Annotated in this window: 20 protein-coding genes; 13 read left to right on the forward strand and 7 right to left on the reverse strand. The window is 62.8% G+C overall.

The window, feature by feature from the left end:
• Positions 1-3 precede the first annotated feature (3 nt).
• From V1292_RS11755 to V1292_RS11790, 8 genes are all read left to right on the forward strand, one after another.
• The gene (locus tag V1292_RS11755) at positions 4-726 is read left to right on the forward strand and encodes a phosphoadenylyl-sulfate reductase (RefSeq protein WP_442895611.1); all 723 of its coding nucleotides are present in this window, start codon (positions 4-6) and stop codon (positions 724-726) included.
• Between the two features lie 137 nt (positions 727-863).
• Complete coding sequence (locus V1292_RS11760) at positions 864-1,853, forward strand: sulfate ABC transporter substrate-binding protein (RefSeq protein WP_334372668.1); 990 nt, start codon at positions 864-866, stop codon at positions 1,851-1,853.
• Between the two features lie 68 nt (positions 1,854-1,921).
• Positions 1,922-2,728 carry a sulfate ABC transporter permease subunit CysT gene (gene cysT, locus V1292_RS11765; RefSeq protein ID WP_334372669.1) on the forward strand — a complete coding sequence of 269 codons (807 nt, stop codon included), beginning with the start codon at positions 1,922-1,924 and terminating at the stop codon, positions 2,726-2,728.
• Positions 2,729-2,738: 10 nt separating this feature from the next.
• Entirely contained in the window at positions 2,739-3,725 is a 987-nt protein-coding gene (gene cysW, locus V1292_RS11770) for a sulfate ABC transporter permease subunit CysW (RefSeq protein ID WP_334372671.1), read from the forward strand.
• Positions 3,715-4,764, forward strand: a complete 1,050-nt coding sequence (locus V1292_RS11775) for a sulfate/molybdate ABC transporter ATP-binding protein (RefSeq protein WP_334372673.1) — start codon at positions 3,715-3,717, stop codon at positions 4,762-4,764. Before cysW ends, V1292_RS11775 begins: the two co-directional genes overlap by 11 nt.
• Before the next feature lie 219 nt (positions 4,765-4,983).
• Positions 4,984-5,481 (forward strand): CAP domain-containing protein, encoded by a 498-nt coding sequence (locus tag V1292_RS11780; protein ID WP_065747445.1) that lies wholly within the window; start codon positions 4,984-4,986, stop codon positions 5,479-5,481.
• 136 nt (positions 5,482-5,617) lie between these two features.
• A complete protein-coding gene (locus V1292_RS11785; protein ID WP_334372675.1) occupies positions 5,618-6,793 on the forward strand; it encodes a patatin-like phospholipase family protein in 1,176 nt (391 codons plus the stop codon).
• A 5-nt stretch (positions 6,794-6,798) separates the two neighbouring features.
• Positions 6,799-7,587 (forward strand): 3-hydroxybutyrate dehydrogenase, encoded by a 789-nt coding sequence (locus V1292_RS11790; protein ID WP_334372677.1) that lies wholly within the window; start codon positions 6,799-6,801, stop codon positions 7,585-7,587.
• A 36-nt stretch (positions 7,588-7,623) separates the two neighbouring features.
• Here V1292_RS11790 and V1292_RS11795 read toward each other — a convergent pair whose 3' ends face one another.
• From V1292_RS11795 to V1292_RS11805, 3 genes are all read right to left on the reverse strand, one after another.
• Positions 7,624-8,451 (reverse strand): sulfite exporter TauE/SafE family protein, encoded by an 828-nt coding sequence (locus V1292_RS11795; RefSeq protein WP_334372679.1) that lies wholly within the window; start codon positions 8,449-8,451, stop codon positions 7,624-7,626.
• Between the two features lie 361 nt (positions 8,452-8,812).
• On the reverse strand, positions 8,813-10,180 hold the full coding sequence (locus tag V1292_RS11800) for an oligosaccharide flippase family protein (RefSeq protein ID WP_334372681.1): 1,368 nt from the start codon (positions 10,178-10,180) through the stop codon (positions 8,813-8,815).
• 62 nt (positions 10,181-10,242) lie between these two features.
• Entirely contained in the window at positions 10,243-10,569 is a 327-nt protein-coding gene (locus V1292_RS11805; protein ID WP_334372683.1) for a hypothetical protein, read from the reverse strand.
• Here V1292_RS11805 and V1292_RS11810 point away from each other — a divergent pair.
• Positions 10,568-10,732 (forward strand): hypothetical protein, encoded by a 165-nt coding sequence (locus V1292_RS11810; RefSeq protein WP_334372685.1) that lies wholly within the window; start codon positions 10,568-10,570, stop codon positions 10,730-10,732. The two genes, V1292_RS11805 and V1292_RS11810, sit on opposite strands and share 2 nt — an antisense overlap.
• 133 nt (positions 10,733-10,865) lie before the next feature.
• Here the strand turns inward: V1292_RS11810 and V1292_RS11815 are convergent, their stop codons facing one another.
• Positions 10,866-11,699 (reverse strand): protein-disulfide reductase DsbD domain-containing protein, encoded by an 834-nt coding sequence (locus tag V1292_RS11815; protein ID WP_334372686.1) that lies wholly within the window; start codon positions 11,697-11,699, stop codon positions 10,866-10,868.
• 137 nt (positions 11,700-11,836) lie between these two features.
• On the opposite strand from V1292_RS11815, the gene V1292_RS11820 reads away from it, so the two are divergent.
• Complete coding sequence (locus tag V1292_RS11820) at positions 11,837-12,487, forward strand: YqgE/AlgH family protein (RefSeq protein ID WP_065747440.1); 651 nt, start codon at positions 11,837-11,839, stop codon at positions 12,485-12,487.
• Between the two features lie 113 nt (positions 12,488-12,600).
• Here V1292_RS11820 and V1292_RS11825 read toward each other — a convergent pair whose 3' ends face one another.
• Both V1292_RS11825 and V1292_RS11830 read right to left on the reverse strand, forming a co-directional pair.
• Complete coding sequence (locus V1292_RS11825; RefSeq protein WP_334372688.1) at positions 12,601-13,488, reverse strand: TauD/TfdA dioxygenase family protein; 888 nt, start codon at positions 13,486-13,488, stop codon at positions 12,601-12,603.
• 249 nt (positions 13,489-13,737) lie between these two features.
• Entirely contained in the window at positions 13,738-14,517 is a 780-nt protein-coding gene (locus V1292_RS11830; RefSeq protein ID WP_334372690.1) for an SDR family NAD(P)-dependent oxidoreductase, read from the reverse strand.
• Positions 14,518-14,615: 98 nt separating this feature from the next.
• On the opposite strand from V1292_RS11830, the gene V1292_RS11835 reads away from it, so the two are divergent.
• From V1292_RS11835 to V1292_RS11845, 3 genes are all read left to right on the forward strand, one after another.
• Positions 14,616-15,134 (forward strand): GNAT family N-acetyltransferase, encoded by a 519-nt coding sequence (locus V1292_RS11835; RefSeq protein WP_334372691.1) that lies wholly within the window; start codon positions 14,616-14,618, stop codon positions 15,132-15,134.
• Positions 15,135-15,157: 23 nt separating this feature from the next.
• The gene (locus tag V1292_RS11840; protein WP_334372692.1) at positions 15,158-15,892 is read left to right on the forward strand and encodes an SDR family NAD(P)-dependent oxidoreductase; all 735 of its coding nucleotides are present in this window, start codon (positions 15,158-15,160) and stop codon (positions 15,890-15,892) included.
• 93 nt (positions 15,893-15,985) lie between these two features.
• Entirely contained in the window at positions 15,986-16,360 is a 375-nt protein-coding gene (locus tag V1292_RS11845) for a CsbD family protein (RefSeq protein ID WP_334372693.1), read from the forward strand.
• A 237-nt stretch (positions 16,361-16,597) separates the two neighbouring features.
• Here the strand turns inward: V1292_RS11845 and V1292_RS11850 are convergent, their stop codons facing one another.
• A complete protein-coding gene (locus V1292_RS11850; RefSeq protein ID WP_334372695.1) occupies positions 16,598-18,313 on the reverse strand; it encodes an SGNH/GDSL hydrolase family protein in 1,716 nt (571 codons plus the stop codon).
• Between the last annotated feature and the right edge of the window lies 1 nt (position 18,314).

Consider the following 18,314-nt stretch of genomic DNA (forward strand, 5'->3'; position numbering starts at 1 on the left):
ACGATTTCACAGCAGGTGGTCGCCGCAGGTCCCGCGATCCTTCATTCGGCGCAGACGCTCGACCATACCTTGCGCGACGCTTCGCCGGCGCATGTCATTGAAACCGCGCTGAAGACTGTCGGCCGCGAGCAGCTTGCGCTGGTGTCGTCGTTCGGTACGGAATCGGCGGCGCTGTTGAAGGTGATGGCCGACGTCGATCCCGCGATTCCCGTGATCTTCCTCGATACCGGTTGGCTGTTCGAGGAGACGCTCGCCTATCGCGATACGCTGATTGCTGCGCTTGGTCTCCGCGACGTCCGCTCGATCAAGCCGCTGGCAGAAGCGCTCTCACGCCAGGATCCCGATCGCGAATTATGGTTTTCCGACCCCGACGCCTGCTGTCGTATCCGAAAGGTCGAGCCGCTGGCGCGGGCGCTCAAACCGTTCTCGGCCTGGATCAACGGACGCAAGCGTTTTCAGGGCGGCGCGCGCGCTGAGATTCCCGTTGTCGAGGACGACGGCAACAAGCTGAAGTTCAATCCCTTCGCCAACGTGTCGCGCGAAGAGATCGAGGCGATCTACAAGCTCGCCAAATTGCCGCCGCATCCGCTGGTCGCCTCGGGCTATCTCTCGGTCGGGTGCATGCCGTGTTCGAGCCGGACGGCGCCGGACGAGGACGCCCGCGCCGGCCGCTGGCGCGGCAGGCCCAAGACGGAATGCGGCATCCATACGACCAAAACTTCCTAGAGTCCGGACTTTATAGGACAGGCAAGCTGCGGAATCGCAAACAATGAAATGCGGTTTCGTTGACTAAGCGGCCTTTCGTCGCGACTTATGCGTTCGTGTTTGATGATATGCTTCATCCAGCCGAATGGAGATCAACGATGATCCGTCGCATTCTGCCGCTCGTCGCGGGACTGCTCTGGGCGAGCTCGGCCTTCGCCGCCGACTTTACTCTGCTCAACGTCTCCTACGATCCGACGCGCGAGCTTTACGCCGATTTCAACAAGGCGTTCGCCGCGGCTTTCCAGAAAGAAACCGGCAAGAGCGTCGAGATCAAGCAGTCGCATGGCGGCTCGGGCTCGCAGGCGCGCGCGGTAATCGACGGGCTGCAAGCGGACGTCGTCACGCTGGCGCTGGCCTATGACATCGACGCGATCGCCGCCAAGGGCCTTGTGGCGGCTGACTGGCAGAAGAAGTTGTCACTCAACGCCTCGCCCTACACCTCGACGATCGTGTTTCTGGTGCGCAAAGGCAACCCGAAGGCAATCAAGGATTGGGACGATCTGATCAAGCCCGGCGTGCAGGTGATTACGCCTAACCCGAAGACCTCGGGCGGCGCGCGATGGAATTACCTGGCGGCTTGGGGCTTTGCCGAAAAGAAATTCGGTTCCGCCGACAAGGCGAGGAAGTTCGTCGCCGATCTCTTCAAGAATGTTCCGGTGCTCGATACCGGCGCGCGCGGCTCGACGGTAACCTTCGTCGAGCGCGACGTCGGCGACGTGTTGCTGGCGTGGGAGAACGAGGCATTGCTGGCGCAGCGCGAATTCGGCAAGGGTAAATTCGAGATCGTCGCGCCGCCATTGTCGATTCTCGCCGAGCCGCCGGTTTCGGTCGTCGACAAGGTTGCCGATAAAAAAGGCACGCAAGCCGTCGCCGAAGCCTATCTGAAGTATTGGTATACCAAGGAAGGCCAGGAAATCGCCGCGCGCAACTCCTATCGTCCGCGCGATGCGGAAATTGCGAAGGAGCACGAAAAATCCTTCGCCAGGATCGAACTTTTCACAATCGACGACGTTTTCGGCGGTTGGACCAAGGCGCAGAAAGATCACTTCGGCGAAGGCGGCATTTTCGACCAGATCTACAAGAATTGATCTGGCCAACGTCAGCCGTAGCGGAAGCAGGGGGATTTGTGAGCACAGCGGTTGCACGGCGCACGAGCTTGCCCGGGTTCGGTCTGACCATGGGCCTGACGCTGACGTGGCTCTCCGTTATCATCCTCATCCCGCTCGCCGGTCTGTTCCTCAAGACGCTCGAGCTTTCGCCCGCGCAGTTCTGGGAAATTCTCACCAGCCGCCGCACGCTGAATGCGCTGAGGATTTCGTTCGGTCTCTCCTTTGCCGCAGCCTGTGTCAACCTGGTGATGGGCACCATCATCGTGTGGGCGCTGGTGCGCTACCGCTTTCCGGGCCGGCGGATATTCGATGCCATCGTCGACATTCCCTTTGCGCTGCCGACCGCGGTTGCGGGCGTGGCGCTGACGCAATTGTTCGCACAGAAGGGATGGCTCGGGGCGCCGCTGGCTGAGCTGGGCATCAAGGTGGCGTTCACGCCGATCGGGATCTTTATCGCGATGGTTTTCATCGGCATCCCCTTCGTGGTGCGCACGGTTCAGCCCGTCCTGATCGATCTCGATCCGGAGATCGAGGAAGCGGCCGCAAGCCTTGGCGCCAACCGCTGGCACACGGTTTTTCGTGTGATTTTGCCGAGCCTGATTCCCGCGCTGCTGACGGGCTTCGCGCTGGCGTTCGCGCGCGCGGTCGGCGAATACGGGTCGGTGATCTTCATCGCCGGCAATCTGCCCAACGTATCGGAGATCGCGCCGCTGCTGATCGTGATCCGGTTGTCCGAATTCCGCTACGCCGATGCGACGGCGATTGCCGTCGTCATGCTGCTGGCTTCGTTCGTGATCATCTTAGCCGTCAATCGCCTGCAACGCTGGGCGCAAACCCGCATTCCCGCGCATTGAGGGCCGACCGATGTCGACGCAAACGAGCTTTGTGACTCCGGCGACGCCGCTAAAGGCCTACGCGTCAACGGCGGGCGCGGCCATTTCCTCGCTGTCGCGCCGCGAAGCGCGCGAGCGTCCGCGGGCGATTGCTTCACCCAAGGATTTTCGGACAGAGCCCGGGCCGGTCCGCTTCGTCATCATCGCGCTTGCCGTCAGCTTCCTCACCGTCTTTGTCGTGCTGCCGCTGGTCGTGGTGTTCGCATCGGCCTTGTCGAAAGGGTTTGGTGCCTATTTCGCCGCGCTGGCCGAACCGGAGGCGCTGTCGGCAATCCGGCTGACCCTGCTGGTGGCGGCGATTTCGGTCGGTCTCAATCTCCTGTTCGGGGTGATCGCGGCCTGGGCGATCGCAAAGTTCGATTTCCCTGGCAAGACCTTCCTGGTCACGCTGATCGACCTGCCGTTCTCGGTCAGTCCGGTCATTTCGGGCCTTGTCTTCGTGCTGCTGTTCGGTGCGCAGGGCTATTGGGGCACCTGGCTGCAGGCGCACAACATCCATATTCTGTTCGCCGTGCCCGGCATTGCGCTCGCAACCATCTTCGTGACGTTTCCGTTTGTGGCCCGCTCGCTGATCCCGCTGATGCAGGAGCAGGGCACGCAGGAGGAGGAAGCCGCGATCTCGCTGGGAGCGTCAGGCCTGCAGACCTTCTTCCGCGTCACTCTGCCCAATATCAAATGGGGCCTGTTGTATGGCGTACTGCTGTGCAATGCGCGCGCCATGGGCGAGTTCGGCGCGGTATCGGTGGTGTCGGGCCATATCCGTGGCGAGACCAACACCATGCCGCTACTGGTCGAGATCCTCTATAATGAGTATCAGTTCGTAGCCTCGTTTGCGATCGCCTCGCTCCTGGCGATGCTGGCCTTGATCACGCTGGTCGTGAAGACCATTCTCGAACAGCGTCTGGATGAAGGACAAACCCCAAGCGACGATCTAAGGGACGATCCGCGTGACCATTGAAGTCAAAAACATCGTCAAGAAATTCGGCGCGTTCGCAGCCCTCGACAACGTCGATCTGAAGGTCGGCAAGGGCGAATTGCTGGCGCTGCTTGGCCCCTCCGGTTCGGGCAAGACCACGCTGCTGCGGATTATCGCCGGCCTTGACTGGCCCGATGCAGGCGAGGTGCGGATCGATGGCGAGGATGCACTCGGCCACGGCGCCAGCGAGCGCCATGTCGGATTCGTGTTTCAGCACTACGCGTTGTTCCGCCACATGACGGTGTTTGAGAACGTCGCCTTCGGCCTGCGCGTGCAGCCGCGCGCCGTCCGCAAGGATGAGGCCACGATCCGTGCCCGCGTCAAGGAATTGCTTGACCTGGTGCAGCTCGACTGGTTGGCAAACCGCTATCCCAGCCAATTGTCGGGCGGCCAGCGGCAGCGCATTGCGCTCGCCCGCGCGCTTGCGATCGAGCCACGCATCCTCCTGCTCGACGAGCCCTTCGGCGCGCTCGACGCGAAGGTGCGGAAAGAGCTGCGGCAATGGCTGCGTTCGCTGCATTCCGAAATCCACGTCACCTCGATCTTCGTCACCCACGACCAGGAAGAGGCGCTGGAAGTCGCCAACTGCGTGGTGGTGATGGACAAGGGGCGCATCGAACAGATCGGCACGCCCGGCGATGTCTATGACAATCCGGCGACCGCCTTCGTCCACGGCTTCATCGGCGAATCCATCGTGCTGCCGGTCGAGGTCTCAGGCGGCTCGGTGCGGCTCGGCGGCCGGCCGCTCAATATCGCCGCCGATGGTGCGGCCTCCGGCGCCTCAAAGCTGTTCGTCCGTCGCCACGACATGCAGATCGGGCCCGCCGGAACCGGCTCGCTGGAGGGCGCGGTGCGTCATGTCCGCTCGTTCGGCCCGATCCAGCGGGCGGAGATCGCGTTGACAGGCGGGGAGGACAAGACCGTGATCGAGATCGACGCCCCCCGGGACCGGGAACTCCAGGCCGGCGAAATCATCAGCCTGCAACCCCGCCGCTACCGGATTTTTGCCGCGCAGGATTGACGACGAAGTCGTCATTCCGGGGCAATGCGCCAGCATCGAACTATGGTGCGCACTTGCGCACCTGAGAATCTCGAGATTCTCAGGTGCGCAATTGCGCACCAGAGTTCACTTCGCGCCCCGGAATGACAGCCAAGATGCCCCCCGTTCACCATTCAGCCACGGTTGGTATGCAACAAGCGGCCATCCAGGCTTAGGGGCTTCTTCGGGGGGATTCTTTCAGTGAAACGGGCGACCACCGCCATTATCGGCCTATTGCTGCTTGCCGGCTGCTCGGCAGACGTCAAGATTCCGGAACAGCCGGCCATGTATCTCGACATGGCCCAACCCGGCGCCACGCTCGACCCCGTGGCGGCGGCGCTCCTGATCTCGCAATATCGGCAGAACAACGGCCTCGGCGCCGTCGTGGTCGATCCCGATCTGATCAAGCTGGCGGAGCAGCAGTCCCAGGCGATGGCAGCCCGCAACAAGATGGACCACAACGTGAAGGGCCCGCTGGACAAGCGGCTGGGGGCCTCAGGCTATCCGGCGAAGCTTGCCGTCGAGAATATCTCGGCCGGCTATCACACGATGGCGGAAGCCTTTTCCGGTTGGCGCGACTCGCCGCCGCACAAGGCCAATATGCTCAAGAACGGTGTCACAAAATTGGGCATCGCGGCGGTTTACGCTCCAAACACCAAATACAAGGTGTTCTGGACGCTCATCCTTGCATCAACCTGAGGCAACGCCGGATGCGGACATCGGCGTCTCACAAAGCGATAAACTCGGCGTGATCCTTGCTCGATCTTGCCCGATTGACGCCGTCGCGAACTGTCGCCACGGTGCCCCGGTCATTGTCCACTAGCCGACGGTCACGATGGATCATTACGATACCGCGCCGGCAACCACGCCCGCCAAAGCGCAGCGTGTGCTGGTCCTGCAAGGCGGCGGCGCGCTCGGCTCCTATCAGGCAGGTGCCTTTCAGGCGCTGTGCCGCTCGGGGTTCGAACCCGAATGGATCGCGGGCATTTCGATCGGCTCCGTCAATGCCGCGATCATTGCCGGCAACGAAGGCGAAAAGCGCGTCGATCGGCTGAAAGAATTTTGGGAGATGGTGTCATCTCCGGTGCCATGGAAGCCCGTCGCATCAGGCGACCGCGCGCGCTCGCTGTTCAACGAGACCAGTGCCGCGCTGATTGCGACCTTCGGCGTACCGGGCTTCTTCACGCCGCGCATTCCGCCTGCACCCTTGTGGCCACCGGGCAGTCGGCAATCGCAAAGCTATTACGACACTGCGCCGCTGAAGAAAACGCTGGAGCGGCTGGTCGACTTCGACCGCATCAACGATCTGAAGACGCGGCTCAGCGTCGGCGCGGTCGGGGTAACCTCGGGCAATCTGAAATATTTCGACAATTTCGAGTTCAGGAGGCTCGGCAAGAGGATCGGCCCGGAGCACATCATGGCCTCCGGCGCGCTGCCGCCTGGCTTTCCTTCCATCGAGATCGAGGGTGAGCACTATTGGGACGGCGGCATCGCCTCCAACACGCCGCTCGATTATGTGCTGGGCGAGGAAACCAACCGCGATCTCCTGATCTTTCAGGTCGATTTGTTCAGCGCGCGCGGCGAATTGCCGACATCGCTGCTGGAGGCTGCAGAGCGCGAAAAGGACATCCGCTATTCCAGCCGCACCCGCATGACTACCGACAAGAACAAGCAGGTGCACAACGCGCGGAAGGCGCTGCGCGAGCTGCTCGGAAAGCTGCCCGATGATCTCAAGAACGATCCGTCGGTGGCAGTTCTCTGCAACGCGGCCAAGGAAAACACCGTCACCGTCGTGCATCTGATTTACAAGAGCAAGAACTACGAAACGTCATCCAAGGATTACGACTTTTCGCATGTCGCCATGGTCGAACACTGGAACGCAGGCGTCCGCGACGTTCATCTGTCGATGCGTCACAAGGATGTGCTGGAGCGTCCGCAATCCGGCCAGACCATGGCGGCCTACGATATGACGGGGGATGTTTGGAAGACCGCAGCAGGCAAGCAGGAGTGATTGGAATGGGTACGTTAAAAGGCAAGACCGCTGTCGTGACCGGCTCGACAAGCGGCATCGGATTGGCTTACGCGCGCGCTTTTGCCGCCGCCGGCGCCAATGTCGTCCTCAACGGCATGGGCGTGCCGGCCGATATCGAGCGCGAGCGTTCCGGCATCGAGACCGACTTCAAGGTCCGCGCCGTGCACTCGCCCGCCGACATGACCAAGCCCGCCGAGATTGCCGAAATGGTCGCGCTTGGCGAGAAGACGTTTGGTTCGGTCGATATCCTCGTCAACAATGCCGGCATCCAGTTCGTCTCGCCGATCGAGGAGTTTCCGCCCGAGAAGTGGGAAGCCATTATCGCCATCAACCTGTCGTCGGCGTTCTACGGCATCCGTGCCGCAGTCCCCGGCATGAAGAAGCGCGGCTGGGGCCGTATCATCAACACGGCTTCCGCGCATTCGCTGGTCGCGTCGCCGTTCAAGGCGGCCTATGTCTCGGCCAAGCATGGCATCGCCGGCCTCACCAAGACGGTGGCGCTGGAGCTTGCGACGTTCAAGATCACCTGCAACTGCATCAGTCCCGGTTACGTCTGGACGCCGCTGGTGGAAAAGCAGATTCCCGACACCATGAAGGCGCGCAGCCTGACCAAGGAGCAGGTCATCAACGACGTGTTGCTGCAGGCGCAGCCGACCAAGGAGTTCGTGACCTCCGAACAGGTCGCCGCACTGGCACTGTTCCTGTGTAGCGACGATGCCGCCCAGATCACCGGCGCCAATCTATCGATCGATGGCGGATGGACCGCGGCATAAGACAAATCGTGAGCAGGCACCGGGAAGCGCGCCTAGTTAATGGGCGACGCTCCCGGTCACGGCTGCGATGCTCTGGGAAAAATGCAGCTCGTTGAAGCCGAGCTTGCTGGCCACCAGAATCAGGACTGAGGCCAGCACCACCCGCAGCACCGTCTCCGGCACGCGAACCGCGCAGTAGCTGCCGATCACGATGCCGGGCAACGATCCGACCAACAGCACACTCATCAGCGCCCAATCGACCGAACCCAGCGCCCAGTGTCCGATGCCGGCCACCAGCGTCAGCGGCACGGCATGTGCGATGTCGGAGCCGACAATGCTCGCCATCGGCAGGCGCGGATAGAGCAGCAACAGCGCGGTGACGCCGACTGCGCCGGCACCTACGGATGAAATCGAGACCAGCACACCGAGCGCCACGCCGACCATCACGGTCGCGCGGCCGGTCGCCGCGGCATCGAATCCTTCCATGCGCCGGCGATAGTGATCCATGATCGCCCTGCGGAAGATCAACGATGTCGCCGTAAGGAGGAGTGCGAAGCACAGCACCAGATTGACCAGGCTGCGCGCGGACTCCCCCTTGAGCTCGAGTTGCCACAGCACGAGCAATGTAACGACGCTTGCCGGGATGCTGCCGCTGGCGAGACGCATCACTGCCGGCCAGTGGATGCTGCGTGCAAAGCCATGCACCAGGCTGCCGCCCGTCTTGGTGGCCGCGGCATATAGAAGGTCGGTGCCGACAGCGGTCGACGGGTGGATGCCGAATAGCAGAATCAGCAACGGCGTCATCAGCGAGCCGCCGCCGACACCGGTCATCCCGACCAGCAGGCCGACGCCGAATCCCGAGGCAACGTAAAGTGGATCAATCATTTCCGGGTGCAAGTTCCATGTGGCGTGAGCGAGTATATATCAACGCAGGGGATAAACGTCCTATCGATGGCGGTGCATCGGGTGAAATAAGAATATTTCATACGCGCATCGGAATCCGGTGGTTATTTCCCCCAATTTGCCGGTGCAGAGCGAAACCGGTATCCTCCCTCGCCGATGCTGCCGACGCGCCTGGCGGAGCCCTACTGGTCAATCTCGTTGACGGGCCGTCGCGACGTGTGTCGGATTGTGCAGGATATCGATCGTGTCCTTGCGCACACGATAGAAAATCCGGAACGGCTAACGCAGGACGGTTGCGATCATGCAGGCGGCCGTCTTCCAACCGCTCCAGTGGTCTGTAGGATCAGCGCTTCCCGAACGCCAGCACATGTAGTCCGAGCCGCCGGCGCACGATCCAAAACAGCAGCACCGTTTCGAACGTCAGCGAGATCGAGGTCGCGGCCGCCGCGCCGTGGCCGCCGAAGCGGGGCACCAGGACGACACACAGCACAACGTTCATGACAAAGGCGAGCGCATAGGCCAGCGCGCAGATGTGCTGGTGGCCGAGCATGTTCAGGAGCCGCTCGACCGGGCCGATGGCGGAACGCACCACAAGGCCAATCGCTGCAATGAACATGATGTCATAGCCGACGACGAATTGCGGTCCGAACAACCACAATAGCGGCTTGCCCAGCGCCAACAGCAGAATGGTCGCGCCGAGCGACGGCCAGAACGTCCACTGGATCGCATGCGCCACATAGGCCGACAGCCGCGGCTTATCGCCCTGCGCGTGATACTCGGCAAAGCGATGCGCAGTCGAAGCTCCCATCGCGTAGTGAATGAAGGAGACCAGCGCCAGCGTCTTTATAACGGCGAAGTAGACGCCGACCTCTTCCGAGGAGCGGAATTGCTGCAGCACCAGTACGTCGGTGTAGGATAACAGCAGATAAAAGCTCTCTACCAGCAGGATTGGCAGCGAGACGGCGAGCCAGCCGCGGAAGTCGTAGGCCCGGGGGCCAGGCTCGATGTGGCCGCCGAGCTTGCGATTGAGCACGATCATCTGGCCGATCATCGCGATCCATACCGCCGCGGCGCTGGCCCACATCGCGGCGGTGGCGCCGAGATCGAAGCCGAGCACGAAGGCGCCGGCGGTCAGGCCAATGATCAGCGACTGGCGCACGATGAACTGCGGCACCAGGCCAAGCCGCATCCAGTCGTGCGAGCGGGCGATGCCGTCCTGGGTGTTGGCGACGACGAACGCCGGCAATGTCAGGCAACCGATGTAGAGTGGAACGATCGCGTTGCCGTCGATCCACGGCGACAATCCCTTCACCACGCCCGCCAGCAGCAGCGAGACGATGGAGGAGACTGCAAACGTCATCCATCGGCTGCCGGAGAGAAAGCCGCGCAGCAGCGCATGCTCGCCGCGTGTACGATATTCCGGAATGATCTTCTGCGCGGACGCCGAGATGCCGAAATCCATCATGCTGCCGAGCAGCAGCACCCAGGTCCAGACATAGACATAGACGCCGTAGTCCGAGCCGCCCATCCAGCGCGCCAGCAGGATCTGCGAGAAATAGGCAAGCGCTGCGCTGAAGACGCGGATCACGAAGATCGTGCCGGCCAGCCGCCTTGTAACGGAGGCTTCACTGGAGCCGCCAAGCAGCGCACGCAGGCGCGCGATCACGCCGGCAGGCGAAGCGGTTGCGGATTGCGAATCCAATACGGCCACAACGGTACATCCCCGAAACGTGCCGCGAGGCGGCGGCGTCGGTCGGATGTATCAACCATTCGTTAAGATTCGGTTGGATGGCCTGCTGATCGCTTCCCAACCGCATTTCGCTGAATTGCTGCCGCCTGGAGCTGCGAAACGATGAAGTTCTTAGGAATAAAGTGGCTGAGCCGTCCGATGCCGGTAAGGCCCGCGGGCTCTCGGGAACTTTTCTGGCGCTTTGTAATTTTCAGCTTCGGTCGCATGGTGCGGCCGGGGAGGAAAAATATGAAACTACTGCTTGTTACCGCTGTAACGATCATCACCGCGCTGGCTGTCAGCCCGGCTTCTGCCCAGAAGGCTTCTGCCAAGGCTTCTGCCCAGAAGACGGGTTGCACGAGCGAAAACATGGCCAAGCTCGTCTCGTCCGGCAACACGATGCCTGATAGCCCCGGCAAATTTGCGATGATGAAAGAGATGGGCGCGGCGAATGCCGCCATGTCAAAGGGCGACATGCGTAGTGCTTGCAAGAGCTATATGCGCGCTCAGCAAATGAGCGGCCAGAAGAGCTAGGAGGACAGGTTGCTTCCGAGGAGAGCCGGCAAGCGCCGGCTCTCTTCGGACTACAAAGCGTAGCTGCACCGGGGCGGAAACACGTCGCGGCATCGTGGCGCGCTGCGCACATCCGCAGGGACACTAGATTGCATCAATTCAAGCTGACGTTGAACTCGTAGGCCCGGTCACCGCCGACCAGCGTCAGTTTGAGCGCGGCGCCTTCCGGACTGGCGCCGGGTGGCAGGCCGTCGAGTTCGAAGGCAAAGCGTTTGACGCCGGGCGGGCCTTGCTCCACGAGCTTGGGAACCGGCAACGCCCAGTCGGGCGTCGGTCCCTCGGCGAACAGGTTGACCTCCTTGGCCTCGGGAGCGGTCACGTCGACCAGCACATTCTTTCCCTCGCGCTTGACGTCGCGGATGGTCAGCGGATTGGTGTCCCCGACATTGGCCGGCTTCGGCACCGCATTGAGCGCATCGGACAATGTGCCGTCCTCGGTGCTTGCCACGCTGGCAAAAGCGAGTTCGGCATGGGCTTCGACGGGAATGCAGAGCTTTTCGCAAACCGCGTAGCTGATGTGGGTGCGCAGCGTCACCGGCTTGTCGGCATTCTTGGCGACGATCCGCAACGGCAGCACGACCTGTTGCTTGTATCCCAGCGCGGTGCCGCCTGCGCCGTCGTCGAATTTCATCGGTGCTGGCCACAGCACCGTCACAGCTTCGACATTGTCGGATTTGGAGAAGTCGAAGCGGGGTGGCACGCCGGAATCCCCGGGCGTCCGCCAATAGGTCTTCCATCCCGGCTGCAACTGGATGGCTACGCCGCCAAGCAACACCGCGCCGCTGCGTGATCCCGCCAGCAACCGTACCGCGGAATGGGCGTCGTGTTGCCACGGCGAAGCATCCTGGGCGCGAACCTCCGACGCCGCACACGCGACACTCAATGCGGCGACGCCGAGTGCGGCGCGCAGGGGAACTAGGACGCTCATGGCACGTCTTTACAGGCAAGTTTGGAGGCAAACCATTGAATTGCGTGTGATCGGCAGCCGAATGATGCCGGAAGCTTGATTGACAGAAACCGCACCCGATATCAGGATATGAACCTGCAAGAGAAAGGCCTTTGCGGATGAGCCCTGAAGGCAAGACATCGAAGCCTGTCCGCCGCAAAACCGCTGGCTTTGGCGATAATTCGTCCGGCGAGGGCTATCTGGACGGCCGGCTGCTGATCGCCATGCCGGTCATGGGCGATCCGCGCTTTGAGCGCTCCGTCATCTACATGTGCGCGCACTCGTCGGAAGGGGCGATGGGCATCATCGTCAACCGTCCGGCCGGCAGCATCGACTTTCCCGGGCTGCTGGTGCAGCTCGACATCATCGAGAAGGCCGACCAGATCACGCTGCCGGAAAACGCCGAGACCATGCAGGTGCTGAAGGGCGGTCCGGTCGATACCGGCCGCGGCTTCGTGCTGCATTCGAGCGATTTCTTCATCAAGGACGCGACGCTGAACATCGACGACGGCATCTGCCTGACCGCGACGGTGGACATCCTCAAGGCGATCGCCAAGGGCACCGGTCCGAAGCACGCCATCCTGGCGCTCGGCTACGCCGGCTGGGCGCCCGGGCAACTCGAGAACGAGATCCAGCACAATGGCTGGCTGCATTGCGACGCCGACCCGGATCTGATCTTCGGCGACGACGTCGACGACAAATATCAACGCGCGTTGCGCAAGATCGGCATCGACCCCGGCATGCTGTCGAACGAGGCCGGGCACGCGTAGCTCCGATTCGTAGGGTAGGCAAAGCGAAGCGTGCCCACCATTCACGACAACGGTTTGGATGGATGGTGGGCACGGCGCAAGTGCGCCTTTGCCCACCCTACGGCTTTGGCTCTCTACTCCGCAGCCTGCTGCGTCACCGTCGGCTCGGTACCGGCAACCGTGGCGCGGCGCATGTCGCGGGGCTGCGACTGGTCGTAGCGCCGCACCCGGTGCATGGTCTGGCGATTGTCCCACATCACGAGGTCATGCACGGTCCATTTATGGACGTAGACGAATTCCTTCTGCGTAGCGTGCTCGGTCAGGTCGCGCAGCAATAACCGCGCCTCGGGCATGCTCATGCCCAGAATAGCGCCCGCGTGCGATGACAGATACAGCGACTTGCGGCGATGCACCGGATGCGTCCGCACCAACCGCTGCAGCACCGGCTTGAACATCTCTTTCTCTTCATCGGTATAATCCAGGAAGCCGAGCGAGCCGCGCGAATACATCAGCGAATGTTCGCAGATCAGGTCCTCGATCTCGGCCTTGGTGTCGTCGTCGAGCGCGTCATAGGCCGCGCGCATGTCGGCGAATTCGGTGTTGCCGCCCTTCGGGTTCACCACCCGCGCCGACAAGAGCGAGAACTTCGCCGGGATCGGGCGGAACGAGCTGTCGGAATGCCACAGGCAATTGCCGAGGTTGAACAGATGCGCGCGGCTGTCGCGCGGCAATGGCTTGCCGTCCTTGCCGAGATTGGAGACGTCGTTGAGGCCGGTCGAGAGGCGCGAATCCTGAGGCTTGACGATGTTGCCGCCGCGAGCGTCTTCGCGCTTGCCGAAATTCAGCGCAAAAGCGAGTTGCTGTTCGTCCGTGATGTCCTGGTTGCGGAACAGCAGCACGGCGTATTTGTCCATGCCGGCTTCGACGTCGATTGCTTCCTGCGGCGTCAGAGGTTTTCGCAGATCAAGTCCGGATACTTCGCCGACAAAATGCGGATGCAACTGCCGGATTGCGATCGCCATGGCGTCTCTCCCGAAAGCGGCGGGCGGTTTTGCCCGCTCTGTTTGTAAGAAAAATTACTCCCCAACCTGTCCAAGTCAACGTTGCGGCGCGCATGCGGCATTGCGCCTGTCTCGTGTCCCGGACGCGGTGCAGCGTGCTCCCGGCGATGCGAAGCATCGTCCGGTACGCTGCTCTGCGGAGCCGGGACCTACCCTGGACCCCGGATCAGCAGCGCAGCATTTCATGCTGCGCAGCATCCGGGGAACGCCTCACGCATTCCGCGCCATCAAGCCGCCATCGACCGGGATCACCGCGCCGGTCAGGTACGAAGCCGCCGGCAGGCACAGGCTCAGCGTCATGTGCGCCACTTCCTCAGGCTCGCCGTAGCGGCCGAGAGCGGTGCGGCGCTTGGCATAGATCGTCTTGTGCTCTTCGGAAATCCGCTCGGTGATCGCGGTGCGGATCGGGCCCGGGCAAATGCAGTTCACGGTGATGCCCTCGCGGCCGAGCTCGACGGCGAGCGAGCGCGTCAAGCCGGTGACGCCGGCTTTCGTCGCCGAATAGGGACTGTGAAGTGCGGTGGCGCCGAGCGCCTCGGTCGATGCGATGTTGACGATCCGCGGATTCTTCGATCGGCGCAAATGCGGCAACGCGGCCCGGATGATGCGTGGATGCGCGGTCAGCATCACGGCCAGCGCCTTGTCCCAAGCTGCTTCATAACCTTCCTCATCGATCGCCACGCGTACGGAGATGCCGGCATTGTTGATGACGATGTCGAGCCCGCCGAAATGTGCGGCGACGTCGTTGACCACCTTGATGATGTCGTCGGGCTTCGCGACGTCGAGCGTCCACGCTTTCGCCGTGCCGCCATTTGCTGCGATTTCGCTGGCAACCGCCTGGGTAAGCTCGGCGTTTAAGTCGGTAACCGCGACATTGGCGCCCTCGGCTGCGAACACGAGCGCGGTCGCGCGCCCCATGCCGCTGGCAGCACCGGTGACGAGAACGGTCAGACCTTTGACCGAGCGGCTGAGCTGCTTGAAATCTGACATGATGCGATCCGGACAGAGATGCGAGGTGCGCGTTGCAGGATTGACAAGGCTGGCACCGATCCGCAGACAGGTCAAACGAAGCCGAGCGAGGTGCAAACGTGACGAATATTCGCGGCCTGCAGATCCGCCGCCTGGAGCCTACAGACGCTGCGCTGTTCAGGGATATCCGGCTGGAAGGCCTGCAGCGAAATCCGGAAGCCTTCGGCAGCACGTTTGAGAAGGAGAGCGCGCTACCGCTGTCGTGGTTCGAAGCCGTCCTTGGCCGTACCGTCATCTTCGGCGCTTTCGTCGAGGAGATGCTCGGAGGCGTCGCGGCCTATGCTGCGCAGGAAGGTACGAAGCAAGCGCATCGGGCGACCCTCTGGGGCATGTATGTTCGAGACACCGCAAGAAACTTGGGGCTCGGGAAGAAGCTCGTTGCGGCGGTCCTCGACCATGCACGCGGACGCGTGGAGATGGTTCAACTTACCGTAGTGAGTGAGAATGAGGGCGCGCGCCGCCTTTACAGCGCCGCGGGTTTCGTCGAGTACGGCTATGAAAAGAGGGGCCTCAAGTATGATGGGCGATATTACGACCAGGTCCTGATGGTCAAATTCCTCGACGAAGGATTGAACTAGAACACAAGGAAGGGATCGCAGGGATGAACGAACTGGATTTCAACGGCAGGCAGGTGCTGGTGGTCGGCGGCTCCAGCGGGATCGGCAATGGCATCGCGCAGGCGTTTCGTGCCAAGGGCGCGCGTGTCGCCATTTGCGGTACCCGCGAAAGCGCCGCCGACTATTCGCCCGACGAAGGCTCGCATCTTGACGGGCTCGACTATTTCCGACTCGACGTCAGCAATGCGCAGGCCATTGAATCCTTCAAGCCATCCTTCACGAAACTGGACGTGCTGGTGTTGGCGCAGGGCGCGGTGATCTACCGCCGCGGCGAATTCGAGATGGATGGCTTTCGCAAGGTGGTTGAAGTCAACCTGATGAGCCTGATGGCCTGTGCGACAAAATTCCATGCGATGCTGAGCGCCAGCAAAGGCTCGCTCATCATCGTCAGTTCGACCGCCGCCTATCACTCGACTATGGGCAATCCGGCCTACAACGCCTCGAAGACCGGCGCGGTAGGGCTGACGCGCACGCTCGGCGAGGCGTGGGCCGGGGATGGCATCCGCGTCAACGGCATCGCGCCCGGCCTGGTCGACACCAAGATGACCAAGGCGACCACCGCCAATCCGAAACGCCTCGAAGGCGCGCTCGAGCGGATCCCGTTGAAGCGGCTCGGCACGCCGGCCGACATGGCCGGCGCCGCGCTGTTCCTGGCCTCGCCGCTTGCGTCCTACATCATCGGCCAGACCATCGTGGTCGATGGCGGGCTGATCCTGTAAGCCCGGCATCTTGATTAGAAGTGCGTTTCGATCGCGGTAGGAACCCGAACGGGGTCTCACCGGTTACTTCCGCTGAAGACAGGAGTGACCGCGATGGACAAGGATCGGATTGCAGGCTCGGCCGAGGATTTTGCGGGTAAGGTCGAAAGCACCGTCGGCGACATGGCTGGCGATGCGAAGACGCAAGCCGAGGGCCGCGTGCGCGAAGCGGCCGGCACAGTGCAAAATCTCTACGGCCAGGCCAAGGACGCCGCTCGCGACGCCACTGACACCGCCGTCAGCTATGCCAAGGACGCCATTGAGCACAGCGGCGACACCATTCGTAGCGGCCAGCAGACGGTAGCGAAAACCGTGCAGGAAAATCCGCTCGGTGCGCTGTTGGTCGCAGCCGGAATTGGCTTTGCGCTGGCGCTGTTGATGACGCGCCCGCCGCGCCGCCCGCCGCCGCGCTGGCGCTATTACGGCTAACTTCATCCTGAGGAGGCCGCAACGCGGCCGTCTCGAAGGGCGACGGCCCGACTGGGGCCGCTCACATCCTTTGAGACGCGCGAAGACGCGCTCCTCACCATGAGGACTAGAGCCCGGTTCTGATTGAATCAGAACCGGGCTCTAGGTTTTTGTTTTGGCGCGTTTTCTTGACGCGAACCGGTGTCCACCCCGGATCAAGTCCGGGGCAGGCTTTCGCTGGAAAACGCTCTATCTAAATCACCGCGTGAAATTGCCCGGCGGAACCTCTGCCGAGCGCCCGACATTGCCCGGCGGCCGCGGCGCGCCCGGAAGAGCAGCGGGTCCGCGCGGTGGTGCAGCCGCGGGTGGCGCAGGCGGCCGCGGCGCCGCACCGAAACCGCCGAAGAAGTCACGCAGTGACGGACCGTTGTTTTGCGCCGGGCGGATCTGCATCGGCGGCGGCAGTTGTCTCTTCTGTTGCTGCAGCGTTTGCTGCGGCGGCGGCAGTAAGAGCTGCTTCTGTGGCGGGGCGGCTGCCGCGGTTCCGCTCGGTGAGGTGGCCGCCATCGGCGTATCACCCTTCGCCGGCTCGCGGCCGATTTCGCGACGAGGCCATATGTAGTCGTCCGCGCGGCCGGCCGGCGCGGCCAGCGCTTCACCCTTCACCAGCGTGCGCGCGGCGAGCGCATCGACCGCTGCCGGACGCGAGCCGGGACCGCCGAGCAACTGATCGGTGCCGACGGACGAGGCGACCAGCGGCATGACCGGTCCGGCCAGCGGACGCGGCGCCGGCTGGCCAGGCGCGACATTGGCCTCCGGCGTCGCCGGTTCGATCGGCACGGCGATGGGCCCGGAGCGGGCGGCCAGCAGGCGCGTCACCTCGCGCTCGACATAATGCGCGAGCTTGCGCGCGCCGGGCCTGGTGAAGAAAACGCCGTCGGCCGTGCGGAGCTGGCGGATCTGGCCTTCGAAGTCGGGACCTTTCTGCAGGAACCGGCCGGCTTCATCGACAAATCCATCCCAGATATCGACATAGGTGATACCGGCCTTGCCGGCGCCGTCGCGATACAGCGCATCGAGGAACAGCATGTCGGCCGTTCCCCTTTGCCCTCGGATCGCCGGCAGGCCGACCCACAACACCGGGACGCCCTTGGATTTCAGCACGCCGATCAGCTCTTCGATCTTCTTGGTGTAGAGTTCGACCCAGCGCTCGTCGCGGAACTCGTAAAGTCCGCCGCCAGATCGCGCGGGTGCGGCGCTTTGCGGCGTGTCGTTATCGGCTGCATCGTCAGGCGACAATTCGGCATCGGCCGGCTTATCGTCGCGCTTTGCCGTGTCAGCCGAGCCTTCCGGCTTCTTTGCGTCGGCCGGCTTGGTATCTGTCTTGGTATCCGTCTTGCCGCGCGCGTCCTTCTTGTCTTCCTTCTTGTCGGTCTTCTTCTCGGTGACCGCCTCGCGGATGGCCTGGCGGTCGTGGAGGCCGAGCATGACGACGATGGCGTCGGGCTTTTCGGTGGCGAGGATGCCCTTGGCGGCCGCGGTCCAATCGGCGGGCTCGCCGCGCGGCTGATACTTGATCAGGCCGGAGACGGTCTTGTGCTTGCGGATCACGCCCATGTCGGGCTGCTCGGAATAGGTGTCTTCCAGGCCATAGGCGAGCCAGTCGGCCATGGCGTCGCCGAGCACCAGCACGTTACGTTCCGGCACCGTGTCTCGCTTGGCGGGCGCGGGCGCGCGGGAGAAATCCTGGCGCGGCGCCTGCGGGGCCTGCTGCTGGAATGGCGAAAAGAAATCGCCGCCGAACCAGCCGCGTTGCGGCGCTTGCCGCTGCGGCTGCCCGCCAAAGCCGCCGAAATTGAAGAACTGCGCCGACGCTGGTCCCACGATCCCGATCAGGAGCGCGATCGCAACCGCCAGCGCCACCAGTGGCCCGGTCTCGGTAAACACGCGCAAGAAGGACGTTGGCTTTCGCATC

This window comes from Bradyrhizobium sp. AZCC 1719 (assembly GCF_036924525.1).
Taxonomy (GTDB): Bacteria; Pseudomonadota; Alphaproteobacteria; order Rhizobiales; family Xanthobacteraceae; genus Bradyrhizobium.